Source organism: Pantoea dispersa (assembly GCF_019890955.1).
GTDB classification, from domain to species: domain Bacteria; phylum Pseudomonadota; class Gammaproteobacteria; order Enterobacterales; family Enterobacteriaceae; genus Pantoea; species Pantoea dispersa.
Genome location: NZ_CP082346.1, coordinates 2,107,070 through 2,133,807, shown reverse-complemented (window position 1 = coordinate 2,133,807; position 26,738 = coordinate 2,107,070). Strand labels below are relative to the sequence as shown.

Here is a 26,738-nt window from a genome sequence, read left to right as displayed (position 1 = left end):
ATCTCTGTCAGGATTGGGTAAAGAACAGGAACGTTAACAGCCATGACGCGGGGCCTCCGTCGACTACTTGCTGCGCTACTGGCGCTGATACTGCTGCTGCTGGGATTGCTGCTGACGCTGACGCACTGGCTGCCGCGGCTGGCAGGTATCTGGCTGCCGGAAAATACCCGCGTCGAGCTACATGGCGCGCCGCACTGGCGGCAGGGCCGGCTGGTGTTTCCTGATGTGCGCTATCTGGTCGGTGACTGCCTGCTAGCGCAGGTCGCCGACGTGGGGCTTGGCCGGACGCAACAGCGCTGGCAGCTTGATGCGCGCGAGGTGGCGCTCAACAGCGATTGTCTGCAGGCGCTGCCGCACAGTGCCACGCGCGATGCGCCGCGCAGCCTCGCAGAGTGGCAGCAGATGCTGCCCGGCGCGGATATCCATCTGCAACAGCTCAGTATTTTGCCATGGCAGCAATATGCCGGCCGCTTCGATCTGACCTTAGACAAAGACCTTCAGCAACTGCGTTATCAGGGCGACAACCTGCGCATCGCCGCGCGCCTGCAGGGGCAGCAGCTGCACATTGATCAGCTGCAGCTCAGCCATCCCATACTGCCGCAACCGGTCGAACTGCATGGCAATCTGACGCTGCCAACGTTTGCCGATGGCCTGCCGGTGGCGGGTGAGCTCAGCGGTGCGCTTAACCTGACGCAGTGGCCGCAGCCGCTGGCGCTGACGCTCAACTGGCAGCAGCAGCAGGGCGAACTGGTGGTGCGCCAGCAACAGGAACCACAGCCGTTGTTACAGCTGCCGTGGCAGGTCGATGCACAGCAAATCCGCATCACTGCCGGTCACTGGCGCTGGCCGTTCGGGTCGCAGCCGCTGTCGGGCAGCGTGGCGCTGACACTGGATGACTGGCAGCAGGGGCTGGAACAGACGCAGATCCGCGGCCGCTTCAATTTACTGACCGCCGGACGCGGCGGGAAAGGCAACCTGGTACTGAGCGTTGGGCCGGGCAAGCTGAGCCTGACTGACAGCGCACTGCCGTTCCAGTTAACCGGCGAAAGCAAGTTTGCCGACCTGCAGCTGTACGGCACCATTCCCGGACAATTACATGGCATGCTCAGCGATCCGCAGCTCAGCCTGCAGCCTGGCGCACTGCTGCGCCTGCGCGGACGCTTACTCTCGACGCTGGAAGTGGATGAAGCGCGCTGGCCGCTGGCCGGCGTCAGCGTGGCCTCGCGCGGCATCAACGGCCGGTTACAGGCGATTCTCAATGCGCACGACCCCAGTTTCGGCCGCTTCAGGCTGCATCTCGACGGCCGCGCCAGCGACTTCTGGCCAGACAGCGGACGCTGGAACTGGCGTTACTGGGGCGAAGGCGTGATGGCGCCGCTTAGCGCCAAATGGGATGTGAAGGGCACCGGCAGCTGGCACGACACCCTGATCAGCCTCGATACGCTGAACACCGGGTTTGATCAGCTGGCGTACGGCATGGTGCAGGTGGATAAGCCGCGCCTGACGCTGACCGCGCCGGTGCGCTGGCAGCGCGATGTGGCACAGCCGGCGTTTAACGGCGGGTTTGCGCTGCGCTCCGGCCAGACGCGCTTCAGCTACGGTGGCTGGCTGCCGCCGTCCGAACTGCGTTTCGATGCCAAAGGGCGCGACCCTGGGCATTTTCTGTGGCGCGGTCAGCTCACCGCGGAAGACATCGGACCGCTGCGCGTTCATGGCCGCTGGGACGGCGAGCGGCTGCGCGGCGAAGCCTGGTGGCCGGCGCAGTCGCTCAGCGTATTTCAGCCGCTGCTGAGCAGCGATCTGAAGATGCGTATCCAGTCTGGCGAGCTGCGCGCGCAGATGGCCTTTTCCGCCGCCAGCGGCCAGGGGTTTGAGGCGGGCGGTTTCTGGGCGGTGAACCAGGGCAGCGTGTGGATGCCGGACAGTGAAATCAACGGCATCGATTTTACCCTGCCGTTCCGCCTGAAAGATCATCAGTGGCAGCTGGGCCGCCGCGGGCCGGTGTCGCTGCGCATCGCCGAAGTGAAGAACCAGTTTGCGCTGCAAAACATAACTGCGGATCTGCAGGGCCACTATCCGTGGCAGGAGCGCCAGCCGCTGACGCTCAGTAACGTCAATCTCGATCTGCTCGGCGGGCACGTCAGCATGCCAGCATTGCGTTTACCGCAGCATCAGCCGGCGCGGATTTCGCTGCGTGACATTGATCTCAGCCGGCTGGTGACGGCGCTCAAGCCGAAGCAGTTTGCCATGTCCGGTAAAGTGAATGGCGAATTGCCGCTGTGGGTGAACAATCCGCACTGGCTGATTGAAAAGGGCTGGATCGCTAACAGCGGCCCGCTGACGTTCCGCATGGACAAAGACATGGCGGATGCGATTGTCAGCAATAACGTGGCCGCCGGGGCGGCGATGGACTGGCTGCGCTACATGGAGATTGCCCGTTCGTGGGCGACGCTGGATCTGGATAACTTCGGTAACCTGATTCTGCAAAGCGAGGTGAAAGGCACCAGCCAGTTCAGTAACCGCCGCCAGTCCGTCAATCTTAATTACCGACATCAGGAAAACCTGTTCCAGCTGTGGCGCAGCCTGCGCTTTGGCGATAATTTGCAATCCTGGGTGGAGCAAAACGCCACCCTGCCATCCAACAAGGACCCGAAACCATGAGCCTGAGGGCATTACTGGTGCTGACAGCGGGACTGCCGCTGCTGGGCTGTGTGCCGCGCATCGAAGTCGCCGCACCCAAAGAGCCAATCACCATCAACATGAACGTAAAAATCGAACATGAAATCCACATCAAGGTGGATAAAGACGTCGAAGCGCTGCTGAAGAATCAGAGCGGACTGTTTTGAGGAGAGGCTCGATGAAACGCAAGGGGATAGCGCTGTTGCTGGCGTTTTTGCTGGTGCCGTCGGCCTGGGCGCTGACGCTGGATCAGGCGCGCCAGCAGGGGCGCGTGGGCGAAACGCTGAGCGGTTACATCGCCGCCCGTCAGCGGGATGACGAGACGCTGGCGCTGGTTAAGCGCATCAATGACGGCCGCAGCCAGCAGTATCAGCGCGTGGCGCAGCAGAACAATCTCACCACCGCCGAGGTGGCGCGCATCGCCGGCGAGAAGCTGGTTAACCGTGCCGGCAGCGGCGAATATGTGCGCGGGATTAATGGCCAGTGGGTGCAGAAATAGCTGCTTCCACGACAGCGCAGGCATAAAAAAGCCGGGCACTCAGGCCCGGCAAGACAGATAGCATTGTTTTAATGATGATTACGCAGCAACAATCTGTTTGATGGCGTTTTTGGCATCGCTGGCGGCTTTGGTTGCCACTTCCGGACCGTAGGCAATACCTTCGGCGAACACGAAGTCAACGTCGGTGATGCCGATGAAGCCGAGGAACAGTTTCACGTACGGGGTCAGCAGATCAGTCGGGGTGTCTTTGTGAATGCCGCCACGGCTGGAGAGGATCACCGCACGTTTGCCTTTCACCAGACCTTCCGGGCCTGCTTCGGTGTAGCGGAAGGTGACGCCGGCACGGGCAATCAGGTCAAAGTAGTTTTTCAGCTGAGTAGGAATGTTGAAGTTGTACATCGGAGCGGCGATAACCACGGTATCGTGCGCCTGCAGTTCAGCAATCAGTTCATCGGACAGGGCCAGCGCGTCCTGCTGACGTGGCGACAGCGGCGCGTCTGAAGGACGCAGGGCGCCAACCAGTTCACCGTCCAGTACCGGAATCGGCTGGGCAGCCAGATCGCGTACCGTGACTTCGTCGCCTTTGGCGCGGGCTTCATCAGCGTAGAAGTCTGCCAGCTGGTTAGACTGTGAGTAACCGGCAAGGATGCTTGATTTCAGAACTAAAACTTTGCTCATGGTATTTTCCTGTACGTTACGCGGTTGGCTTACCGCTCAATGCGTTACACTCTACGGAGTTCATCCCGCAGGTAAAAGCGCAATATTTCGAGGCCTATGTTCGAAATTATTGAATAAGGTGGCACGTCCGGTCAGGTGAGATGTTCCAATCTGTGCTAAGATGGCGGGCATTAATCGATTGAATCCGCCGGAAAATTCTGCCCGGCGCCGAGCCGCGAGTGCCGGCTCACTGCAACAACAGGTAATTCATCACTATGTCATCATCCGTTACGTCACCTCTGGCCCCACTCTGGTCGCGGCTCGATAACCTGATGCTGCGCGACCGCAAAGCGCTGCAGCGTCGTCTGCACGGGGCGGCAAAGGTGAAAAATCCCGCGGCGCAGCAGGAAATTATGGCTGAGCTGGAGCCGGTGTTCGCCGCGGCAGAACAGCGCGTGGCGCAGCGCGCCGCCGCGACGCCGCGCATTACGTTTCCGGACAATCTGCCGGTCAGCCAGAAGCAGCAGGACATCGCCGACGCGATTCGCGATCATCAGGTAGTGATTGTCGCCGGTGAGACCGGCTCAGGTAAAACCACCCAGCTGCCAAAGATCTGTCTGGCGCTCGGGCGCGGTGTGAAAGGGCTGATTGGGCATACGCAGCCGCGTCGCCTGGCGGCACGCACCGTGGCGAACCGCATTGCCGAAGAGCTGGAAACCACGCCCGGCGGCACCGTCGGTTACAAGGTGCGGTTTAACGATCAGGTCAGCGAAACCACCCAAGTCAAACTGATGACCGACGGTATTCTGCTGGCGGAAATTCAGCAGGATCGTCTGCTGCTGCAGTATGACACCATCATCATTGATGAAGCGCACGAACGCAGTCTGAACATCGATTTCCTGCTGGGTTACCTGCGCGAGCTGCTGCCGCGTCGTCCCGATCTGAAAGTGATCATCACCTCCGCAACCATCGATCCGCAGCGCTTCTCGCGCCACTTCAATAATGCCCCGGTAATCGAGGTTTCGGGCCGCACGTATCCGGTCGATGTACGCTATCGTCCGGTGGTAGAAGATGCCGAAGACACCGAGCGCGATCAGCTGCAGGCAATTTTCGATGCGGTTGACGAACTGAGCAGCGAAGGGCGTGGCGATATCCTAATCTTCATGAGCGGTGAGCGCGAAATTCGCGATACCGCCGATGCGCTGATGAAGCGCGATTTACCGCACACCGAGATTCTGCCGCTCTATGCGCGCCTGTCCAACGCCGAACAGAACCGGGTGTTCCAGGCGCACAGCGGCCGCCGCATTGTGCTGGCGACCAACGTCGCCGAGACCTCGCTCACCGTGCCGGGCATTAAATATGTCATCGATCCCGGCACCGCGCGCATCAGCCGTTACAGCTACCGTACCAAAGTGCAGCGTCTGCCGATCGAGCCGATCTCGCAGGCGTCGGCTAACCAGCGCAAAGGGCGCTGCGGCCGCGTGTCGGAAGGGATCTGTATCCGCCTCTATTCGGAGGATGATTTCCTCAGCCGCCCGGCGTTTACCGACCCGGAAATTCTGCGTACCAACCTGGCGTCGGTGATTTTGCAGATGACGGCGCTTGGACTGGGCGACATCGCCGCATTCCCGTTCGTCGAAGCGCCGGATAAGCGCAACATTCAGGACGGCGTGCGCCTGCTGGAGGAGCTCGGCGCGATTACCCTGAGTGAGGAAGGTGCGTACAAACTGACGCCGTCCGGCCGCAGCCTGGCGCAGCTGCCAGTCGATCCGCGGCTGGCGCGCATGGTGCTGGAAGCGCAGAAATTTAGCTGCGTGCGCGAAGTGATGATTATTGCCGCTGCGCTGTCGATTCAGGATCCGCGCGAGCGTCCGGTGGAGAAACAGCAGGCATCTGACGAGAAACACCGGCGTTTTGCCGACAAAGAGTCAGACTTTCTCGCTTTCGTTAATCTGTGGAACTACCTGCAGGAACAGCAGAAAGCGCTGTCCGGCAATCAGTTCCGCCGCCAGTGTAAAAGCGATTATCTCAATTACCTGCGCGTGCGCGAATGGCAGGACATCTACACCCAGCTGCGTCAGGTGGTGCGGGAACTGGGCATGCCGCTCAACAGCGAGCCGGCACCGTACCGTGAAGTACACTGCGCGCTGCTCACCGGTTTACTGTCACACATCGGTCAGAAAGATGCGGAAAAGCAGGAGTTTACCGGCGCACGCAACGCGCGTTTCGCTATTTTCCCCGGTTCCGGGCTGTTTAAGAAGCCGCCAAAATGGACCGTGGTGGCGGAACTGGTGGAGACCAGCCGCCTGTGGGGCCGCGGTGCGGCGCGCATTGATCCGGAGTGGATCGAACCGCTGGCCCAGCATCTGCTGAAGCGCAGCTACAGTGAACCGCACTGGGAGAAAGCGCAGGGCGCAGTCATGGCCACCGAGAAAGTTACGCTGTACGGGCTGCCGATTGTGCAGGCGCGTAAGGTCAATTACAGCCGCATCGATCCGCAGCTCAGCCGGGAGCTGTTTATTCGTCATGCGCTGGTGGAGGGCGACTGGCAGACGCGTCACGCCTTCTTCCGCAACAACCTGAAACTGCGCAGTGAAATCGAGGATCTGGAGCACAAATCGCGGCGGCGCGACATTTTAGTCGATGACGAGACGCTGTTTGCGTTTTACGATCGCCGCATTGGCAGCGAGGTGGTCTCAGCGCGGCACTTTGACAGCTGGTGGAAACAGGCCAGTAAGGACAATCCGGATCTGCTGAGCTTTGATAAGCAGATGCTGATCAAAGACGGCGCGGAGAAGGTCAGCCAGCTGGATTACCCGAATTTCTGGCATCAGGGCAACCTGAAACTGAAGCTCAGCTACCAGTTTGAACCGGGGGCCGATGCGGATGGTGTGACGGTGCACATCCCGCTGCCGCTGCTCAACCAGGTCGACGAAGCCGGCTTCGAGTGGCAGATCCCCGGCGTGCGCCGCGAGCTGATCATCGCGCTGATTAAGTCGCTGCCCAAGCCGGTGCGGCGCAACTTTGTGCCGGCACCCAACTACGCCGAAGCCTTCCTTGGCCGCGTGACGGCGCTGGAGCAGCCGCTGCTGGATGCGCTGGAGCGTGAGTTCCGCCGCATGTCTGGCGTCACCATTGAGCGCGACGCCTGGCAGTGGGATCAGGTGCCCGATCACCTGAAAATGACCTTCCGCGTGGTGGATGAGCACAACCGTAAGCTGCAGGAAGGCAAAGACCTGCATCAGCTGAAGCAGGTGCTGAAAGGCAAGGTGCAGGAGACGCTGTCCAACGTGGCGGATGACGGGCTGGAACAGCGCGGGCTGCATCTGTGGAGCTTCGGCGATCTGCCGCAAAGCTATGAGCAGAAGCGCGGCAACTATCAGGTCAAAGCCTGGCCGGCGCTGGTGGATGAAAAAGACAGCGTCGCGATTCGCCTGTTTGACAGTGAACGCGAGCAGCAGAAGATGATGTGGCGCGGCCAGCGGCGGTTATTGCTGCTGAACATTCCTTCGCCGATCAAGTATCTGCACGAGAAGCTGCCAAACAAAGCCAAGCTCGGACTCTATTTTAATCCGTACGGCAAAGTGCTGGAGCTGATTGATGACTGTATCGCCTGCGGCGTGGATAAGCTGATGGCGGACGCCGGTGGGCCGGCGTGGCAGCAGCAAAACTTCGAGCAGCTGCGCGATAAAGTACGCGCTGAACTCAACGACACGGTGGTGACCATCGCCAGCCAGGTCGAGCAGATTCTCACCAGCGTGTTCAACATCAACAAGTTCCTTAAGGGACGGGTGGACATGACGCTGGCACTGGCGCTGGCGGATATCAAAACGCAGCTGAGTGGCCTGGTTTATCGCGGTTTTGTCACCGGCAACGGCTATCAGCGGCTGGGCGACACCCTGCGCTATCTGCACGGTATTGAGCGCCGGCTGGAGAAGCTGCCGGTCGATCCGCACAGCGATCGGGCGAGGATGCTGAAAGTGCAGGCGGTGGAGCAGGCGTGGCAAAGCTGGCGCAACAAGCTGCCGCCGCAGCGTCAGGACGATGAAGAGGTACAGGCGATCCGCTGGATGCTGGAAGAGCTGCGCATCAGTTATTTTGCGCAGCAGCTGGGCACGCCGTATCCCATCTCCGACAAACGTATTCTGCAGGCGATGGAGCAGCTGGGCTGACCTATTGCGCCAGCGCTTCCAGCTTGTCTTTAAAGGATGTAACGGCAATGGCGCGGTTATCGGCGCGATAGCGATCGGCCGGTGCCGGTGCCGAGCTCTGTACCGCAATCAGCTGCCACTCGCCGTCGCGCTTCAGCAGCAGCGGTGAACCGCTGTCGCCGGGCAGGGTGTCGCACTGGTGCGACAGCACGGCACGCTGCGCCCAGCCGGTGATCAGGCAATCGCTGTGCGAGTAGAGTGTATCCAGATGGTCAGCGGGATAACCGGCCTGTGTCACTTTGCGGTCGGTGGTTTTCAGCGCAGCGGTTAAATCGCTGCGCGAACCGTCAAACAACGGAATCGGCACGATACCGGACGGCGGATTGTGCAGAATCACCAGGCCGTAATCGTAAGGTGCCGCGTCTGGCGGCACGATCCAGCCTTCACCATCCGCCTGCAGACGCCGCGCCAGCGAAGGCTCCACGCGCGCGTCAATATCATGAATTTCGTAACGCCAGCCTTTGGCTCCCGCCATAAAGCGCAGCGCGACCGGCTTGTCGAATTTGCCCGGGGGCGTCAGTAAGCAGTGTCCGGCCGTCAGCGCCAGATGGGCCGAAATCAACGTGGCACTGCACAGATTGCCGCTTTCCGTCTCTAACTGACCAATGGCATCCCACGGCGCCGCACTGACGTCGGTAATGGCTTTACGATGATCTTTGCCGAAGAACAGGGTCTTAATCTCTTCCGGGCTGGGGCCGTCTTCATCATCGGCATGTGCTGTGAGGTTAAAGCTAAAAAGACCTACAAATAACAGGATAGCCAGGCGCATAGTTCTCTCAATGGCGAGAATAAATAGAGGTTATGGTCATCACGCTTGAGCGATAACTATAGTCGGTGAGCGGTAAAAAAGGGAGAAATATTGGAGTAATCAGCACGCTACAACGACTAGATAAAAAAGCTGGCCGCAATAATGCCGCACAGAATCATGACAATCAGGATAATTTCGAAGCGATAGCGACGCACCATTTTTCGCTACTCCAGTAAATAAACACCCGGCAGAACCGGGTGTTTTCAATCATTAATGCGGTGTTGGCGCGCAAGGCAACCTTATTTAGCAGCTTTTTTCGCTTTGTGGTGCTTTTTAGCAGCCTGAGCTTTCTGAGCAGCTGGTTTGGTTACTTTTTTGTGGTGCTTTTTAGCCGCCTGAGCTTTCTGTGCAGCTGGCTTGGTGGCTTTGTGGTGTTTTTTAGCAGCCTGGGCTTTCTGAGCCGCTGGCTTGGTGGCTTTCTTGTGGTGCTTTTTAGCGGCCTGGGCTTTCTGAGCAGCTGGTTTGGTGGCTTTCTTGTGGTGCTTTTTAGCCGCCTGCGCTTTCTGAGCGGCTGGTGCTTTCTTCTCTACTTTTTTGTGCTTTTTGGCAGCCTGCGCTTTCTGAGCAGCGGCTTTTTTGTGGTGAACAGCTTTATGCTTAGCCGGTGCAGCGGTAGTTGCAGCAGCAGCAGGAGCAGCAGTTGTTGTCTCAGCAGCGAAGGCTACAGAAGACAGACCCATAGCAGCGGCGATCACCAGCGCAAATAATTTTTTCATTGCAAAACCCTCGAACTATTTTTTCATGTGTAGCCCACTGCGGGGCCGGTGAATGCACTATATGTAAAACAATTCGCGCCTTCAGTGAGGGAATGGTATCGGCGTGTAACGGATTGTACAAAGCAGGAAAACCGGGCAGGGCGGGAATCGTTGCGGACCACTCTCCGCGCAAAAAACGGCGGCCGGGCAGGCCGCCGCACGGATCAGGCAGAGAGATAACGCTGTTCCAGATGCTGACGGAAATAGTGTGGATTGAGCGCTTCGCCAGTGGCATTGATCAGCAGCTGCTGCGTCGGGAAGCGGCTGCCGTGCTGCCAGATGTTCTGCTGCAGCCAGTCAAACACCGGTTGCAGTTCGCCCTGCTGAATCAATTCGTCCACCTGCGGAATGGCGCGTTTTACCGCCTGGAACAGCTGAGCGGCGTACATCGCGCCCAGCGTGTAGGTCGGGAAGTAGCCGAAGGCGCCGTCGGTCCAGTGAATATCCTGCATACAGCCGTCGCGGTAGTTGCCGCGCGTATCGATCCCCAGCGACTGCTGCATTTTTTCATCCCACAACGCCGGAATATCCTCGACTTCAATCTCGCCTTCAATCAGCGCCCGCTCGATTTCGTAACGTAAAATCACATGGGCCGGATAGCTCAGCTCATCGGCATCGACGCGAATAAAGCCCGGTTTCACGCGCTGGGTCAGCCGAATAAAGTTGTTGCGCTCCAGCGCCGGCTGGTCGCCCATCAGCGCCACCACCTGGGGATGAATATGCTGCAGGAAGGCGTGACTGCGACCCAGCTGCATCTCCATAAACAGGCTCTGCGATTCATGCATCGCGGTTGAGCGCGCCAGCGCCACCGGCTGTCCGCGCCACTGCTGTGGCAGATTCTGCTCATAGCGCGCATGGCCGGTTTCGTGGATCACGCCCATCAGCGCGCTGAGAAAATCGTTTTCGTTGTAGCGTGTGGTGATACGCACATCTTCCGGTACGCCGCCGCAGAACGGGTGCGCGCTCACGTCCAGCCGGCCGTGATTAAAATCAAACCCTAACGTCGCCATCACGCTCAGTCCGAGCTGCTTCTGCGATTCAATGGCGAAGGGGCCGACCGGCTGGGCAATCGGTGTTGCCTGCTGGCGGGCTACCGCTTTTTGCAGCAGGTCCGGCAGCCAGCTTTTCAGATCGCCAAAGGTGCTGTCGAGCTGCGCGCTGGTCATGCCTGGCTCAAACACATCCAGCAGCGCATCGTAGCGTGATACGCCGAGCGCATCGGCGCGCAGTTGTGCCTCTTCGCGGCTCAGCTTCACCACTTCTTTCAGGTTAGCGCTGAAGCCCTGCCAGTCGTTGGCCGGACGCTGACTGCGCCACGCGTGTTCACAGCGCGAGCCAGCCAGCGATTTGGCTTCCACCAGCGAGGCCGGCAGCAGCGTTGCCTGGCGCCACGCGCGCTGCATTTCGCCCAGGTTGGCCTGCTCCACATCGTTCAGCGACTCCTGCGCGGCGGCGTCAAACAGCCCGCCGAGGCGCTTGTCGGTCAGCAGCTCGTGCATAAATACGCTCAGCTCTGCCATCGCTTCTCCACGCGCCTGGCTACCGCCCGGCGGCATGGTGGTTTGCATATCCACGCCGGCAATCGCGCCCAGATGGCCAAAACGCGCCAGGCGCTGAAAAGTGCGGCTAAGTTCCTGATAAGCTGCAGTCATGTAACAAGCTCCTTATGAAGGTAAGCGCGGCGTCACGTCGCGCAGGGGGAGATCAACCGGCCAGCAGAAGCGCACGCAGGCGCCGCCCAGCGGACTGCTCTCAATCGAGACCTGGCCCTGCAGCGCCTGCGCAATAGAGTGCACAATCGCCAGACCGAGGCCGCAGCCGCCGGTGGCGCGATCGCGGCTGGGATCGAGCCGTACGAAAGGCTCGAATACCCGCTGGCGTTCATCCGGCGGAATGCCCGGACCATCATCTTCAACCTGCAGATTGCCGATGGCGCCGTCAAACCACAGGCTGACGCGCAGCCGCTGCTGCGCATAGCGCAGGGCGTTATTAACGAGGTTATCCAGCACGCGCTCCATCAGGCGCGTATCTGCCGCGCCAATGTTTTCCAGCTGCGGAATATCCAGCGTAATGTGCGTTTGCGGATTCATGGTCTGCACGTCAGCGATGTGCACGCGCAGCCATTGGGCCAGATCGAAAGATTGCAGATTGAGGTCAACGCGCGGCCGGTCGAGGCGCGCATAGGTCAGCAGCTCCTCAATCAGGCTCTCCAGTTGGCCGACGTCACGGTTCAGCGCCGCCGACTCTGCCGCACTGAGGTTTTCACTCATCTCCAGCCGGTAGCGCAGCCGGACCAGCGGCGTGCGCAGCTCGTGCGCGATACCATCAATCAGCTGTTTTTTACTCGCCACCAGCGTATTGATGTTGTCCGCCATCTGGTTGAACGCCACGCCAAGGCTGTGCAGGCTGGAAGTATTTTCAAAATGGGTGCGCACGTCAAGCTCGCCGCGACCAAAGCGCTGAGCCGCTTTCTCCAGCCGCTGCATCTCCTGCCAGTGCGGGCGCAGCCAGATGAACACCGGCAGCGCCAGCGACATACCAATAAACGCCAGCAGGGCGATATCAAGGATGCGCATCTGGTGCAGATAAAACAGGTAAGGAATCGGTCCGACCGACAGCACATAGTGGCTGCGCGGGATGTGCTGCAGGAAGGTGTACTGATCGTCGAGGGCGACGATTTCACCGGCGCGCAGCCGCTTCATGTCGGCCTCGTCCAGCTGATACTTGCTCATCGGTTCGATGTGCAGCTCAAAGGATAAATCGAGATCGAGATTGCGGATGGTTTTGTTCCAGTCGCGCGGCGGGATCTCACGCAGTTCGCTGCGCATCAGAAACAGCGAGCTGGCCATCAGGTCGTTCATCGACTGGCGTCCGGCGCGCTCGGCGGTGAATTTGTACACCAGACCCACCAGCAGCGTCATCACCAGGAAGCAGACGAACAGCAGCAGATAGAACTGAATGAAGAGCTTTCTCATCAGGAGCGGGTATCCCAGGCCTGCGGCGCGAACAGATAGCCTTTGTTACGGATGGTTTTGATGCGGAACGGCTCGGTGGCGCTGTCGTACAGTTTCTTGCGCAGGCGTGAAATGGCGACGTCGATGCTGCGATCCATGCCGTCATAGCTCACGCCGCGCAGGGTTTTCAGCAACGCGTCACGGTCGAGAATTTCTCCGGCGTGGCTCGCCAGCTCCCACAGCAGATCAAAATCGGCGGTCGAAAGGGTGATCGGTTCGTCGAACAGGATCACCTGGCGGTTGAGCGCATCAATGGTGAGCGAACCGAACCGCAGCACCTTTTGCGAGCTCTGCACGGCGGGTGCGGCTTCCGGTTTGGCCACGTGCGCCTGGCGCAGATGCAGCCGCAGACGCGCCAGCAGCACCGCCGGTGGCGTGGTTTTCAGAATATAGTCATTGGCGCCCATCTCCAGCGCCAGAATGTGGTTCATGTCGCTGTCGAGCGAGGTCAGCAGCACAATCGGTCCCTGCCAGTGCGCACGCAAATCGCGGCACAGCGTCATGCCATCTTTGCCCGGCAGCATGATATCCAGTAATACCAGATCCGGATCGGCGGCAAGAATGGTCGCTTCCGCGCGATCGCCGCGCGTCTCAACCAGCACCTCAATATCGTGGCGGCCAAGATAAGCCGCAATCAGTTCGCCGACTTCCGGCTCATCTTCCACATAGACAATTTTGTTCATAATGCTCTGTCATGGCTGAGAATGTCAGCAGCATAGCTTTTCCTGGTCCTGAGCTCTACGCTACCGCACGAATTATCCTTGTCTTACTGGTATGTACACCGTGAAATGTGCCATTATTACCGGCGCGTTCTGGCGCAAGGTTCGGAATCGTACTGAAAACAGGAGGAGTGCGAGGGTGTCTGATAAAGAGCTGGCTTCAGCCGGATACAGTGATCGCATCTGCTTCAACTACAGTGACTTCCTTTCCGCTTCCTGCAAAAAACGCTGGAGCTTTGTCGATGCCATTTACGGCGTGATGCCAATTTTTGGCATGGTGACGCGCAAGTCCGGGCACAGTTTACAGGCCAGCGACGACCATCTGAAAGAATTAGCATTACAAATCATTTCAACCCAGGTCAGCGACGAAATTAACATTGCCCGACTGATTACCCTGGCCGAACAGCAGCACATCAGCCGCTTCGATATTCAGCTGCCTTATCCGCTGTCCGCTGAGCAGCTTGACGCCATCCATCTGGAATACCGCAAGCCACTCAATCTGACACAGCAGAATGATCTGCTGTGCGTTTCTATTCCCTTACAACCGCACTGATTAGCGCGTCAGCTGCCACAGCGCGGGCAGTGAGGCGGCAATCAACAGCACGATGGCGATGCGCTCCAGCGCAAACAGTGGTTGATCGCCGCGGCCACCGCGTCGTGCATACAGGAACAGCAGCAGGCCCGGCGCGTAAAGCACCACCGACAACAGCAGATGCAGCGGCCCCGAGGCGTACAGCAGCCACAGCCCATAGGCGCTGGCACCGAGACCGGTCAACAGGGCCAGCGGTTTGTGCTGACCACGTACCACTTTGACCAGATACAGACCGACCAGCAAATAGGGCACGAGGATCATTTCTGAGGCGATAGTCAGCAGCGTGTTGTAATCCGCGCCGGTAACCGCAATCAGAATCAGGCACACCTGCACGCTGCCGTTAGTCAGCCACAGTGACGCCGCCGGCGCGTTATGGCGGTTCTGCCGGGCAATGCTGCGCGGAAACGCACCCTGCTGCGCGGCGAGGAACGGGACTTCCGCCGCCATAATGGTCCAGCTGAGATAGGCCCCGCACACCGAGATAATCAGGCCAACCGCAATCACCGCATCGCCCCAGTGACCGAGCAGCCGTTCCATCAGACCGGCCATCGACGGATTGCGCATTTGCGCCAGTTCCGCACGCGGCACCACGCCAAGCGACAGCAACGTCACCAGCAGGTAGACCAGCAGCGCGGCCAGCACCGCCAGCAGCGTGGCGCGCCCGACATCTTTCTTGTGGCGCGCGCGGGCAGAGACCACCACTGCGCCTTCCACGCCAATAAATACCCACAGGGTGATCAGCATGGTCTGTTTAACCTGCTGCCACAGCGGCTGGCCGAGCGCTGCGCCGTCAAAGTCAAAACGGAAGCGATCGTAATTAAACGCCAGCAGCGCCAGCACCACGAACAGCAGCAGCGGCACCAGTTTGCCCAGCGTCGCCAGCAGGTTGATGCTGGCCGCGGTCTGTACACCGCGCAGCACCAGCCAGTGCACCAGCCACAGCAGCACGGAAGCGCCAAGCATCGCCTGCCAGGTGTTGCCATCGCCAAACACGATGCGATCCGGCGTATCGGTAAAGAAGCTCAGCGCTGAAAACACAATTACCAGATACGAGACGTTGGCAATCACCGCGCACAGCCAGTAGCCCCATGCCGAGCAGAAGCCGGTCAGCTCGCCGAAGCCGGCGCGCGCGTAGGTGAAGATGCCGCCATCCAGTTCCGGCCGCAGGCGCGTCAGCAGCAACATGGCCAGCGACAGAAAGAGGATACCGACACCGGTGATCAGCCAGCCGATCAGCAGCGCCGCCGGACCGGCAACCGCCGCCATATTTTGTGGCAGGCTGAAGACGCCCGCGCCGAGCATCGAGCTGAGCACCAGCGCAGTGAGCGCGCTAAGACCTAATTTTTTATCCAAAACGCCATTCCTGAGCAGCAGAGTGTGCTGGGTAGTAGTTATTCAGCCAGAGTGTAACGTGGCAATCAGTCCCGTTTAAAACGGAATACCCTGAAAACAGGCGGCAGATTTTACGGAGAGCGAACGGTGAAGGCAATGCAAGACTATGCAGATCTGACTACGAATTATGCAAACGGCAGGGCGACGGGCGCCGCCCTGCGCGGGGATTATTTAAACAGGTCAGCGGTGACGGTCAGGTTGCCACCGCTCTGGTTCTGCCACTGGCGCGTAATGTGATAATACTTCGCGCCTTTGGCGATGGCGCGTTTGCCCACGGCTTCTGAGATCTCGGTTGGCGTGCCGAAGTGATCGGAGAAGGAGATGGTGTCAAACGGCTGCATCTGTGCGGCCGTGATCGCATTGACTTCCTGCACGCTGCGGCCATCCGGCTGCGTCACCGTATAACGCTGACCGGTAGAGCTTTGGGTTTCAAAGAAACGACCCACGCTGGTGCTTGGCGTATCTGAGGAAGCAACGCCAGGGATTGCCACTTTCTTCGCCGCTGCGCCGCCCGCAGCCAGGGCTGCTTTACCGGCTTCTGAATCAGCCGGAATGGAGTCAGATGTATCCTGCACCACGCGCGCTTTAGCATCGGCTTTATACACGTAGGCGGTCACGTACTGGTTGCCACCGTTGTTAGCATCCACCTGACGCACAATAAAGAAGGAGGCCGCGCCTTTGTTTTTCGCCGCTTTGGCGATGGCTTCGTTCACGTCCGGCTGGCTGGAGAAGAAGCCGCTGACGGAGACGGTGTCAAACGGCTCAAGGCGATACGCTTCGGCCTTAGGCAGCTCTTTCACGCCGTTGAACATCCGGTATTGCGTGCTTTGTTCCACTTTCGCTGCATTGGCTTTGTACAGATCGGCGGTAACGCGCCAGTTGCCACCGTTACCGTTGCTGTCGTTGATGCCCTGCACGTAGAAAGAGTCCGCGCCTTTGGCGTCGGCGGCTTTAGACACGGCGTCTGTTGCATCGCCAATTGCATTAAAACGGCCGCTAATATTGATACGTTCGAATGGTTTTAACGCGGCCGCTTGTTCTGGCGTTAACTCTTTGGCAGCAAACGCATTGGCTGCCAGCAGTGATAACAGGGTCGACGCCAGAATGGTGTTCTTCAGCTTCATAAAAATGATCCTTCGCCTTACGCAAATTGAGTACGAAAACGTGCTGGACTCTTGATGTATAACAGATTAGCCGCTGATTATTGCATGTAATAATCGGCCTGTCTCAGCCAATTTATGCGCATAACATTGACAATCCCAGCATTTTATTCATCGGCCTGTCATCTTTCGCTGTTATGGCTTTTTTTTGGCCAGCTTACCGCTTTAACCGGTATCGCTTAGTACCAGAATAGTTAACGCGTTGTTAAATATAGGTTTTTAAAAACAGTTAATTCGTCATGACACGATTAGGCACAGCAGATTATTTTCCATAATGCCGCAAACCTGGTCGCATACCGTGGTATTCATCGCTGGCATCTGAATATCTGTGTGAATGTCATAAGTGTGCGTTATGGTGCTAGACCGTCCTGGGCATTTTCAGTAGGTTATAAAGACTTTGTTACATAGTGCATTTCGCTCATAAAAAGCTGAAACAGCGTTTCGGCTTTTAAGCATGTGCCCCTTACAGAACCTCATCCTTTAATCATGGAAAGGAAACAGTATGTTAATTGGGATACCCAAAGAGCGGTTAGCCAATGAGTCCCGCGTCGCAGCGACGCCAAAGACCGTTGAGCAGCTCATCAAGCTGGGATTCAGCGTCACCGTTGAGCAGGGCGCCGGGTTGCGCGCCAGCTTTGATGATGACAGTTTTATCGCCGCCGGTGCCAGCATCAGTCATCCGCAGGATGTCTGGCAGTCCGACATCGTGCTGAAGGTGAACGCGCCAGACGACAGCGAGATCGCCCTGACGCGCGCGGGCAGTACGCTGGTGAGCTTTATCTGGCCAGCACAGAACCCGGCGCTGCTGGAGAAATTAGCCGCACGCAACATCACCGTAATGGCGATGGATTCCGTACCGCGTATTTCACGCGCGCAGTCGCTGGATGCGCTCAGCTCGATGGCGAACATCGCCGGTTATCGTGCCATTGTCGAAGCAGCCCATGAGTTTGGCCGCTTCTTCACCGGGCAAATCACCGCCGCCGGTAAAGTGCCGCCGGCAAAAGTGATGGTCATCGGGGCTGGCGTGGCCGGTCTGGCGGCGATTGGCGCGGCGGGCAGCCTCGGTGCCATCGTGCGCGCCTTCGATACCCGTCCGGAAGTGAAGGAGCAGGTGCAGAGTATGGGCGCCGAGTTCCTTGAGCTCGACTTCGAAGAGGAAGCGGGCAGCGGCGACGGTTACGCCAAAGTGATGTCCGAAGCCTTTATCAAGGCGGAGATGGCGCTGTTCGCGGCGCAGGCGCAGGAAGTGGACATTATCGTCACCACCGCGCTGATCCCGGGCAAGCCGGCACCGAAGCTGATCACCGCAGAGATGGTGGCCAGCATGAAGCCGGGCAGCGTGATTGTTGATCTCGCGGCAGCCACCGGCGGTAACTGCGATCTGACCGTCGCCGACCGCGTCACGCTGAGCGACAACGGCGTCAAAATCATCGGCTACACCGATCTGCCGAGCCGGCTGCCAACGCAGTCCTCGCAGCTGTACGGCACTAACCTGGTGAACCTGCTGAAGCTGCTGTGTAAAGAGAAAAACGGCGAGATCGTGGTTGATTTTGACGATGTCGTGGTGCGCGGCGTCACGGTAATTCGTGACGGAGAAGTGACCTGGCCTGCGCCACCGATTCAGGTCTCTGCTGCGCCACAGGCCGCAAAACCTGCCGCACAGCCGCAGGTGAAAGCGGCAGAGAAGCCCGCTGCGCCGTGGCGCAAATATCTGCTGCTGGCGCTGGCGGTAGTGCTGTTCGGCTGCCTGGCCAACGTCGCGCCAGCTGAATTCCTGTCGCACTTTACCGTGTTCGCGCTTGCCTGCGTCGTCGGGTATTACGTGGTGTGGAACGTCAGTCACGCGCTGCATACGCCGTTAATGTCCGTCACCAACGCCATCTCCGGCATTATTGTGGTGGGCGCGGTGCTGCAGATGGGCCATGGCGGCTGGGTCACCGTCCTGGCGTTTATCGCCGTCCTGATTGCCAGCATCAATATCTTCGGTGGTTTCACCGTCACCCAGCGCATGCTGAAAATGTTTCGTAAGAATTAAGGGGTAACAACATGTCTGGCGGATTAGTGACTGCAGCATACATTGTTGCCGCAATTCTGTTTATTTTCAGCCTGGCCGGGCTCTCGAAGCATGAGACCTCAAAGCAGGGCAATATTTTTGGTATCAGCGGCATGGCGCTGGCGCTGCTGGCCACCATTTTTGGTCCGCACAGCGGCCACGTGGCGTGGATTCTGCTGGCGATGGTGATCGGCGGTGCGATTGGCGTGCGTCTGGCGAAGAAAGTCGAAATGACCGAAATGCCGGAGCTGGTGGCGATTTTGCACAGCTTTGTCGGTCTGGCAGCGGTGCTGGTTGGGTTCAACAGCTACCTTGACCACGCGCCGGGACTGTCGGCGGTGATGGAAAATATCCATCTGACCGAAGTGTTCCTCGGCATCTTTATCGGCGCGGTGACCTTCACCGGTTCGGTGGTGGCGTTTGGCAAACTGCGCGGCAAGATCTCCTCAAAAGCGCTGATGCTGCCGCATCGCCATAAAATGAATCTGGCGGCGCTGGTGGTCTCATTCCTGCTGATGCTATGGTTTGTGCGTACCGACAGCACCGCTGCACAGGTCGTTGCGCTGCTGCTGATGACGGTGATTGCGCTGGTGTTCGGCTGGCATCTGGTGGCGTCGATTGGCGGTGCGGATATGCCGGTAGTGGTCTCGATGCTCAACTCCTATTCGGGCTGGGCGGCGGCGGCGGCGGGCTTTATGCTGAGCAACGACCTGCTGATCGTCACCGGTGCGCTGGTGGGCTCTTCCGGTGCCATCCTGTCGTACATTATGTGTAAAGCGATGAACCGTTCCTTTATCAGCGTGATTGCTGGCGGGTTCGGCACTGACGTGAGCGGTGCGGATGCGGGCGAAGAAGCGGGCGAACACCGTGAAATCAACGCGGAAGAGACGGCAGAACTGCTGAAAAACTCGACCTCAGTGATCATCACGCCGGGCTACGGTATGGCGGTCGCCCAGGCGCAGTATCCGGTGGCAGAGATCACCGAGAAGCTGCGCGCGCGCGGTATAAAGGTGCGTTTCGGTATCCACCCGGTCGCCGGTCGTTTGCCGGGGCACATGAACGTGCTGCTGGCGGAAGCCAAAGTGCCGTACGATGTGGTGCTGGAGATGGATGAAATCAACGATGATTTCAGCGATACCGACACCGTGCTGGTTATCGGTGCCAACGACACCGTGAACCCGGCGGCCCAGGACGATCCGCGCAGCCCGATTGCCGGTATGCCGGTGCTGGAAGTGTGGAAAGCGCAAAACGTCATCGTGTTCAAACGCTCGATGAACACCGGCTATGCCGGGGTGCAGAACCCGCTGTTCTTTAAAGAGAACACCCAGATGCTGTTTGGCGATGCCAAAGCCAGCGTCGAAGGCATTCTGCGCGCGCTGTAGGAAACGAAAAGGGCGGTGATGTCACCGCCCTGACAAGCTCAAACCGGGGCGGCGCAGGATGGCCGCCCTGCGTTATTTAATCCTCTTCATCTTCCTCATCGTCGAGGTCAATCGGCGATTTAAAATCATCCGGCTTGATCGCCAGCAAATCACAGCGCAGGTGATCGATCACCTGTTCAGCGGTATTGCCGAGAAACGCAGCTGACAGACCGGTACGACCGATGGTGCCCAGCACCACAATCCCGGCGTCGAGATGCGACGCGATATCCGGGATGACTTCTTCCGGCAGGCCCTTCGCCACGTGAGTGAACTCCTCGCCGATGGAGAATTTCTGGCGCAGCGCTTTCATCGCCACCAGGTGCTGGCCGCGAATCGCATCGTTATAGACGCTGGGATCAAAATCCGGCAGTTCGATAGCAATGTTAATCGGCGTGACAGGATAAGCGCCCACCAGATGCACCTCGGTGTGATTCACCATTTCGGCCAGTCGTGTGGTCTCGCGGATCAGTTTTTGATTAAGCTCATCATGATGCGGTTCCTCGCTGGCAAGATTTACCGCCACCACCGCTTTGCCGCCTTCCGGCCACGGCTGGTCTTTGACCATCCATACCGGGCACGGGCACTTACGCAGCAGGTGCCAGTCGGTGGGGGTGAAAATCACTGCTTCCAGACGATCGTGCTGGTGCGCCATCTTCAGGACCAAATCATGCTGATGCGCCAGCACTTCCTGAATGATGGCTTCGTACGGCCGGTTATGCCACACCACTTTGATCTCGATATCCACGCCGGCTTCCAGATAGGCCTGCGCCTGTTCGCGGATCCATTCGGTACGCTGGCTAATCACCCCTTTGCGCATGTTGACGCGCTCGTCGGGCGACAGCAGGGTGGTCATTTCGTAGGAGAAGTCGTAGATAGGCAGGAAGGCTTTGATTTTTCCGCCGATACGTTGATTGAGATACACCGCACGCCGCAGCGCCGGCTGGTCGTCCTGCTGAGCATCAATCGCCACCAGAATATGCTGATACCGGGACATAAGGCACTCTCCTCAAACCAAAGCGAAGTTGGATTAAAGATAGCCTAAGATGGCGCAGGGCAGAAGCGGAAAAGTTGTTGCCGGATCAATAAAATAACATTTATCGACCCGGCAGGCGGTTACGCTGCCTGATCGGTCTGGCCGGCCAGTTCAGCCAGCAGCGCATGGTTTTCGATGGTGATATATTTGCCTTTCACCGCCAGCATGCCGCTTTTCTGGAAACGTCCCAGCAGACGGCTGATGGTTTCAACGGTGAGTCCCAGATAGTTACCGATGTCACCGCGCGTCATGGTCAGGCGGAATTCACGCTGTGAGAAACCGCGCTGGCCGAAGCGACGCGACAGGTTCCAGATAAACGCCGCCAGACGCTCTTCCGCGTTCTTCTTCGATAACAGCAGGATCATATCCTGATCGCCTTTGATCTCGCCGCTCATCAGACGCATCATCTGCTGACGCAGCGCCGGCATTTTACCGGACAGATCGTCGAGGGTTTCAAACGGAATTTCACATACCATGGCCGTTTCCAGCGCCTGAGCGAAGCTCGGATGATGCGCGCTGACGATGGCGTCAAAGCCCACCAGATCGCCCGCCAGATGGAAACCGGTGATCTGTTCATCACCCTGTTCGGTAATGGTGTAACTTTTAATGGTGCCGGAGCGGATGGCATAAAGGGATTTCAGTTCATCACCGGCTTTGAACAGCGTCTGGCCTTTCTGAATCGGCTTTTTGCGTTCAATAATATTGTCAAGCTGATCCAGTTCATGTTCGTTCAGCGTGAAGGGAATACACAACTGGCTGATACTGCAATCCTGACAGTGGATGGCACAACCGCCAGACTGAATACGTCGAATGCTGCGTTTTTCCGGGATCATATAGGTACGCTCGATGATTATTGACTGTCGTCAATTTTAACATTTTTCTTTGTCATGTGAACTCATCCGAGCAGTAATAATGATCAAAACCGCACAAATGCTGGGTATTCGCGGCTTTGATGTCTGCAAATTACCAGCCGGTTTTTGATCTGGAACGTTTTCTTTCCATATTTACATCCGGACACAACCTGATCCTGCGCAGAAAGTGACGGATGTGATAGCGGATAACCTTTGCTACTATTTTGCTTTCGGGTGGCATGTTGCGCCCGATTCACCACCAGGCGTGAGGAAAACACCATGAACCTTGATGATGAAGACCTTTTCCGCGATGCCATGGGTGATGTAACCCCGTTAAAAGATTGCGCCAACACCCAGTGGCTGCGCGCGCCGTCTACTAGAGCGCCGCGCCAGCAGCCGCATGACGACGCACCGGAAAACTTCCTGACGCGCGGCTTCCTTGAGATTATCCCGCGCGACACGCCGCTGGAATATAAAGCCGATGGCATTCAGCAGGGCGTGCTCGACAAGCTACGGCTGGGCAAATACACGCTGGACGCCAGTCTTAATCTGTTACGCCAGCCGGTGGAGACCTGCCGGCAATCGCTGTTTAGCTTTATGCTGGAAGCGCGCAAACAGGGCCTGCGCAATCTGCTGATTATTCATGGCAAAGGGCGGGATGATGAAGCGCACGCCAATATTGTCCGCAGCTACGTGGCACGCTGGCTGCGGCAATTTGACGACGTTCAGACCTTCTGTAGCGCGCAACCGCAACACGGCGGCAGCGGTGCAGTCTATGTCGGGCTGCGCAAAACCGATCGCGCGCGCCTCGACAATCGCGAACGCCACGCCAAACGCAGCCGTTAACTGTGAAATTTGCGGATGGTGGCCATCAGCACTTCCGCGCTTAGCGAGAGCGAGTGGCCACTGCGGGTAATAATGCCCACCGGCTCGCCGGGGCCGGGCGATGCGATTGGCAGTGCGCTGAGCGCATTGTGGCTTAAATCTTCCTTCACCGCGCCGGATGGTACAAACCACACATAGTCATAACGCAGCGCCAGCTGGCGGGCCAGCGAGGTGGACGAGGTTTCGACACAGTTGCCCGGCAACGAGCAGCCTTGTTCATCCAGCATGTGCTGGGCAATACGCCGCGGCGCGGTGCCTTCAGGCGAAATCACCACCGGCCACTGCATGGCGCGGGAGAGCGTGACGTTGTCACTTAAGAGCGGGTGCTCCGGTCGCACCACCAGCTTGAGCGATTCGAGAAAAAGCAATTCGTAGGTCAGGCCGGTCATCATTTCGCTGTCCGCCATACGGCCAATGCCAATATCAAACTCCCCGGCGCGCAGGCCAGCCAGCAGCACATTATTGTGCAGCGTGGCCACCTGTACCGTGGTGTTCGGCTGCTGTTCATGGAAGCGATCCAGAATTTGCGGCAGCATCCCCATGGCGGCAGTGGTGAGGGCGCCGAGACGGATGACGATCGGGCGTCCGGAAACCGGCGAGTTGAAACTTTGTCCGGCGTGGTTAAGCGCATCCAGTACTTTCACCGCGTGGGTCAGGAACTGTTCACCCAGCGTCGTCAGCTGGGCACCAAGGCGACCGCGCTCAAACAGACGTGCGCCCGCCAGTTCCTCCAGCTCATTCAGCGTTTTAGACAGCGCCGGCTGACTCAGATTGAGGGTTTCCGCCGCGCGGCCCAGCGTGCCCTGTTGCGCGACTGCCACAAAGGTGTGTAAATGGCGCAGACGAATGCGCTGATTAAAGAGATGATTTTTGTCCATAAACGCCAGCGTAATGAGTCAGAGCGGTCAGCGGCAAGTGGCTGACTAAGATTCTGTTAACTTACCTGCAAAATTATATTAACAAAAACGGTCGGCGTGAGAAGTTTTAGTAAGTGGCTGTATTGGTTGGCTTTATAAATAACCGGGTATCCAGGCGCGTTTCAGTACTCAACATTATCAGTCGCTTAGTGGGTAAAATGTTGAATAATTCTCAATTTCACTTAAAAATCCTGCCCGTTATTGTTAACGATGCGCTATCATAAGCGCCGTTTTTTTTACCAAAACTGATGACCTATTCGTGATAATCCTGCAGGAGTGGTACCGTGACCAGCGCTGAAGCCATTGACGTCCGCCAGCTCATTAACCAGAGCGCGTTAAGCAGCTGGCAGAAGCGTTTGATTGCGCTGTGCTTTGTCGTGGTGGCGCTGGATGGCATGGATATCGCGCTGATGGGCTTTATCGCGCCGACGCTGAAAGCCAGCTGGGGCGTGACCAATCATCAGTTGGGGATGGTGATCAGCGCGGCGCTGATTGGCCTGGCGCTGGGTGCTATGGTGGCTGGACCGCTGGCCGATCGCTACGGCCGCCGCGTGATGATTCTGCTCAGCGTGCTGTTTTTTGGCCTCTGGACGCTGGCGACCGCCATGGCGCAAAACATCGAACAGATGATGCTGTTCCGCTTCCTTACCGGTCTGGGACTGGGAGCGGCGATGCCCAACGTCGGCACGCTGGTGGCTGAATACGCGCCCGAGCGGCGTCGCTCGTTTATTATCACCGTGGTGTTCTGCGGCTTCACCTTTGGCGCGGCCTCCGGCGGTTTTGCCGCCTCGTGGCTGCTGCCGCGCTATGACTGGCATTCGGTGATGCTGATGGGCGGCGTGCTGCCGCTGCTGGTGCTGCCGTTTCTGCTGCGCGGCCTGCCGGAGTCAGTGCGCTTTCTCATCAGCCAGCGCGCGCCTGCTGCGCGCATTCACGCCATTCTGGCGCGCATGCTGCCGGGCAGCGTCCGGCCTGACAGCCATTTTCAAAGCAGTGAACCGCTGGCCGCGCGCCACGGTGCAGTGGCCACCGTCGTCTCACCCCGCTATCTGTTTGGCAGCCTGATGCTGTGGGGCGGTTACTTCATGGGGCTGTTTCTGGTCTACCTGATTGGCAGCTGGCTGCCATCGCTGATTAACACGCTGGGCATGTCTGTCACCGAAGCGGCTATTGTCACTGCCATGTATCAGGCGGGCGGCACCGTTGGCTCACTGTTTGCCGGCTGGCTGATGGACCGCATCAACGCCAATCTGGCGCTGGCCATCATTTACTTTTGCGGCGGCATCGCCATCGTGGCGCTCGGGTTTTCCCCGGCGCAGGTCGGGTTGATGAGCGCCATCGCCTTCTGCAGCGGCTTCTGTTTTAACGGTGCCAACACCGGCATGAATGCACTCTCGGCCAGTTACTATCCCACCCATGCCCGCGCGACCGGCTCCAGCTGGATGCACGGCGTTGGCCGCATCGGCGCAATCATCAGCGCCTTCGTCGGCGCTGAGCTGCTGTCCCTCGGCTGGGCGTTTAGCCAGATCTTTCTGCTGCTGGCGCTGCCGGCGACGCTGACCACGCTGATGCTGGTACTGAAATGCCGCTTTGGTGACCGGCCGCGCGCCACCGAGTGACAGGGCGATCACAGTTCCGCGAAAATGTTACCCGCCGCTAAAGGGTTGATCTACAGTAGCAGCAACCCTTTAGCCCAAGGTGATGACCATGGATAACTTTCTCACCCGCGATGCCATCCGCACGCTGTTTTCTCAGGCCATGTCGGCCATGTACCAGCAGGAGGTGCCGCAATATGGCACCCTGACGCAGCTGGTTACCGCCGTTAACGAACGCACCTTAGAAGCGCAGCCGGCGCTGAAAAACCGTCTGGCCGCCGCCGATGAGCTGAGCCGGCTCGGCGTGGAGCGTCACGGTGCCATTCGCGTTGGCACTGCCGCAGAGCTCAGCACGCTGCGGCAGATGTTTGCCGTGATGGGGATGGAGCCGGTGGGCTATTACGATCTGTCACAGGCGGGCGTGCCGGTGCACTCTACTGCCTTTCGCCCGGTCAGCGACAGCGCGCTGCGGCGCAATCCCTTCCGCGTTTTCACCTCGCTGCTGCGGCTGGAGCTGATCGATGATGCCGCACTGCGCGACAAAGCCGCGGCTATCCTGGCGGCGCGCGACATCTTCACGCCAGGCTGCCGGGCACTGATCGCGCAGCATCAGCAGCAGGGCGGTCTCAATGCTGCCGATGCCGCCCGCTTCGTTCAGGAGGCGCTGGAAACCTTTCGCTGGCATGCGCACACCACGGTGGACAGCGCCACCTACCGCGCGCTGAGCCAGCAGCATCGCCTGATTGCCGACGTCGTGTGCTTCCGCGGCTGCCACATCAATCACCTGACGCCACGCACGCTGGACATCGATCGCGTGCAGGCGCTGATGCCTTCGCGCGGCATCGAACCGAAAATCCTGATTGAGGGGCCGCCGCCGCGCGCGGTGCCGATTCTGCTGCGCCAGACCAGCTTCAAAGCGCTGGAAGAGGCGGTGCATTTTAATGATGGCACGCCTGGCACGCATACCGCGCGCTTCGGTGAAATTGAGCAGCGCGGCGCGGCGCTCACGGCTAAAGGCCGCGCGCTGTACGACCGGCTGCTGGCGCAGGCCGGTACCGGCAGCGATAACCAGCAGCATCAGCAGCACCTCAGCGCGGTGTTTCGTGATTTTCCTGATGATGAACAGACGCTGCGCGAGCAGGAGCTGGCGTGGTTCCGCTACCGTCTGACGCCGCAGGGTGAGCATCAGCCGCCGCGCGCCGGGGAAACCGTGGCGCAGCTGCTGGCCGCCGGACGTTTACAGGCGGAACCGATTGTCTACGAAGATTTTCTGCCGGTGAGCGCGGCCGGCATCTTCCAGTCGAATCTGGGCAACCAGACTCAGGCCCGCAGCGCCGGGAATGCCAGTCGTGCCGATTTTGAAGCCGCGCTCGGTGCCGCCGTGCAGGATGAGATGGTGCTGTATCAGCAGACGCAACAGCGCAGTCTGGCGCGCTGCGGCGTGCAGGAATAGGGCGTAAAAAAGCGGCCTGAAAAGTGACAGGATCACTTTTACAG

At 58.8% G+C, this 26,738-nt stretch carries 22 protein-coding genes; 10 read left to right on the top strand and 12 right to left on the bottom strand.

From position 1 onward, the window contains the following. The first annotated feature begins 42 nt into the window (after positions 1-42). From K7H94_RS09830 to K7H94_RS09820, 3 genes are read left to right on the top strand one after another with little or no spacing between them, the layout of a single operon-like run. On the top strand, positions 43-2,661 hold the full coding sequence (locus tag K7H94_RS09830; protein WP_222950970.1) for a YdbH family protein: 2,619 nt from the start codon (positions 43-45) through the stop codon (positions 2,659-2,661). Then, a complete protein-coding gene (locus tag K7H94_RS09825) occupies positions 2,658-2,846 on the top strand; it encodes a YnbE family lipoprotein (RefSeq protein WP_010618431.1) in 189 nt (62 codons plus the stop codon). The genes K7H94_RS09830 and K7H94_RS09825 overlap by 4 nt, the downstream gene beginning before the upstream one ends. 11 nt (positions 2,847-2,857) lie before the next feature. Next, on the top strand, positions 2,858-3,178 hold the full coding sequence (locus K7H94_RS09820; protein WP_222950969.1) for a YdbL family probable chaperone protein: 321 nt from the start codon (positions 2,858-2,860) through the stop codon (positions 3,176-3,178). Positions 3,179-3,256: 78 nt separating this feature from the next. Here the strand turns inward: K7H94_RS09820 and azoR are convergent, their stop codons facing one another. Next, positions 3,257-3,856, bottom strand: coding sequence for an FMN-dependent NADH-azoreductase (gene azoR, locus K7H94_RS09815; RefSeq protein ID WP_222950968.1), 600 nt, complete (start codon positions 3,854-3,856; stop codon positions 3,257-3,259). Positions 3,857-4,110: 254 nt separating this feature from the next. Here azoR and hrpA point away from each other — a divergent pair, with 254 nt between their 5' ends. Then, complete coding sequence (gene hrpA / locus K7H94_RS09810) at positions 4,111-8,007, top strand: ATP-dependent RNA helicase HrpA (RefSeq protein WP_222950967.1); 3,897 nt, start codon at positions 4,111-4,113, stop codon at positions 8,005-8,007. A 1-nt stretch (position 8,008) separates the two neighbouring features. On the opposite strand, the gene K7H94_RS09805 is transcribed toward hrpA, so the two are convergent. The 6 genes from K7H94_RS09805 to rstA all read right to left on the bottom strand — a co-directional run bounded on the left by K7H94_RS09805 (position 8,009) and on the right by rstA (position 13,306). Continuing rightward, a complete protein-coding gene (locus K7H94_RS09805; protein ID WP_021506118.1) occupies positions 8,009-8,815 on the bottom strand; it encodes a trypsin-like serine peptidase in 807 nt (268 codons plus the stop codon). A 116-nt stretch (positions 8,816-8,931) separates the two neighbouring features. Continuing rightward, positions 8,932-9,012, bottom strand: coding sequence for a small membrane protein YdgU (gene ydgU, locus K7H94_RS23355; RefSeq protein ID WP_021506117.1), 81 nt, complete (start codon positions 9,010-9,012; stop codon positions 8,932-8,934). A gap of 81 nt (positions 9,013-9,093) precedes the next feature. Then, a complete protein-coding gene (gene asr, locus K7H94_RS09800) occupies positions 9,094-9,570 on the bottom strand; it encodes an acid resistance repetitive basic protein Asr (RefSeq protein ID WP_071813568.1) in 477 nt (158 codons plus the stop codon). Between the two features lie 203 nt (positions 9,571-9,773). Continuing rightward, positions 9,774-11,261, bottom strand: a complete 1,488-nt coding sequence (locus K7H94_RS09795) for a carboxypeptidase M32 (protein ID WP_058774718.1) — start codon at positions 11,259-11,261, stop codon at positions 9,774-9,776. Positions 11,262-11,273: 12 nt separating this feature from the next. After that, positions 11,274-12,584, bottom strand: coding sequence for a two-component system sensor histidine kinase RstB (gene rstB, locus K7H94_RS09790; protein ID WP_021506114.1), 1,311 nt, complete (start codon positions 12,582-12,584; stop codon positions 11,274-11,276). Continuing rightward, positions 12,584-13,306: a two-component system response regulator RstA gene (gene rstA, locus K7H94_RS09785; protein WP_021506113.1), complete on the bottom strand. Its 723-nt coding sequence runs from the start codon at positions 13,304-13,306 to the stop codon at positions 12,584-12,586. The genes rstB and rstA overlap by 1 nt, the downstream gene beginning before the upstream one ends. 175 nt (positions 13,307-13,481) lie before the next feature. Between rstA and K7H94_RS09780 the strand changes: the two genes are divergently transcribed. Next, positions 13,482-13,895 (top strand): hypothetical protein, encoded by a 414-nt coding sequence (locus tag K7H94_RS09780; RefSeq protein WP_021506112.1) that lies wholly within the window; start codon positions 13,482-13,484, stop codon positions 13,893-13,895. Here the strand turns inward: K7H94_RS09780 and K7H94_RS09775 are convergent, their stop codons facing one another. After that, complete coding sequence (locus K7H94_RS09775; RefSeq protein WP_021506111.1) at positions 13,896-15,287, bottom strand: basic amino acid/polyamine antiporter; 1,392 nt, start codon at positions 15,285-15,287, stop codon at positions 13,896-13,898. Between the two features lie 206 nt (positions 15,288-15,493). Further along, complete coding sequence (gene ydgH, locus K7H94_RS09770) at positions 15,494-16,450, bottom strand: DUF1471 family protein YdgH (protein ID WP_021506110.1); 957 nt, start codon at positions 16,448-16,450, stop codon at positions 15,494-15,496. 538 nt (positions 16,451-16,988) lie between these two features. Here ydgH and pntA point away from each other — a divergent pair. Continuing rightward, positions 16,989-18,521: a Re/Si-specific NAD(P)(+) transhydrogenase subunit alpha gene (pntA, locus tag K7H94_RS09765; protein ID WP_222950966.1), complete on the top strand. Its 1,533-nt coding sequence runs from the start codon at positions 16,989-16,991 to the stop codon at positions 18,519-18,521. An 11-nt stretch (positions 18,522-18,532) separates the two neighbouring features. Beyond that, on the top strand, positions 18,533-19,921 hold the full coding sequence (gene pntB, locus K7H94_RS09760; protein ID WP_104186706.1) for a Re/Si-specific NAD(P)(+) transhydrogenase subunit beta: 1,389 nt from the start codon (positions 18,533-18,535) through the stop codon (positions 19,919-19,921). 76 nt (positions 19,922-19,997) lie between these two features. Here the strand turns inward: pntB and uspE are convergent, their stop codons facing one another. Both uspE and K7H94_RS09750 read right to left on the bottom strand, forming a co-directional pair. Beyond that, positions 19,998-20,954, bottom strand: a complete 957-nt coding sequence (gene uspE / locus K7H94_RS09755; RefSeq protein ID WP_058758505.1) for a universal stress protein UspE — start codon at positions 20,952-20,954, stop codon at positions 19,998-20,000. 119 nt (positions 20,955-21,073) lie between these two features. Further along, positions 21,074-21,826, bottom strand: coding sequence for an FNR family transcription factor (locus K7H94_RS09750; protein WP_031279133.1), 753 nt, complete (start codon positions 21,824-21,826; stop codon positions 21,074-21,076). Positions 21,827-22,123: 297 nt separating this feature from the next. Here K7H94_RS09750 and smrA point away from each other — a divergent pair, with 297 nt between their 5' ends. Next, a complete protein-coding gene (gene smrA, locus K7H94_RS09745) occupies positions 22,124-22,690 on the top strand; it encodes a DNA endonuclease SmrA (RefSeq protein WP_222950965.1) in 567 nt (188 codons plus the stop codon). Here the strand turns inward: smrA and K7H94_RS09740 are convergent. After that, on the bottom strand, positions 22,687-23,607 hold the full coding sequence (locus tag K7H94_RS09740; protein WP_021506104.1) for a LysR substrate-binding domain-containing protein: 921 nt from the start codon (positions 23,605-23,607) through the stop codon (positions 22,687-22,689). The genes smrA and K7H94_RS09740 overlap by 4 nt on opposite strands. A gap of 323 nt (positions 23,608-23,930) precedes the next feature. Between K7H94_RS09740 and K7H94_RS09735 the strand changes: the two genes are divergently transcribed. Both K7H94_RS09735 and hglS read left to right on the top strand, forming a co-directional pair. Beyond that, positions 23,931-25,265, top strand: a complete 1,335-nt coding sequence (locus K7H94_RS09735; protein WP_222950964.1) for an MFS transporter — start codon at positions 23,931-23,933, stop codon at positions 25,263-25,265. A gap of 88 nt (positions 25,266-25,353) precedes the next feature. Further along, positions 25,354-26,694, top strand: a complete 1,341-nt coding sequence (hglS, locus tag K7H94_RS09730) for a 2-oxoadipate dioxygenase/decarboxylase HglS (protein ID WP_222950963.1) — start codon at positions 25,354-25,356, stop codon at positions 26,692-26,694. Positions 26,695-26,738 lie beyond the last annotated feature (44 nt).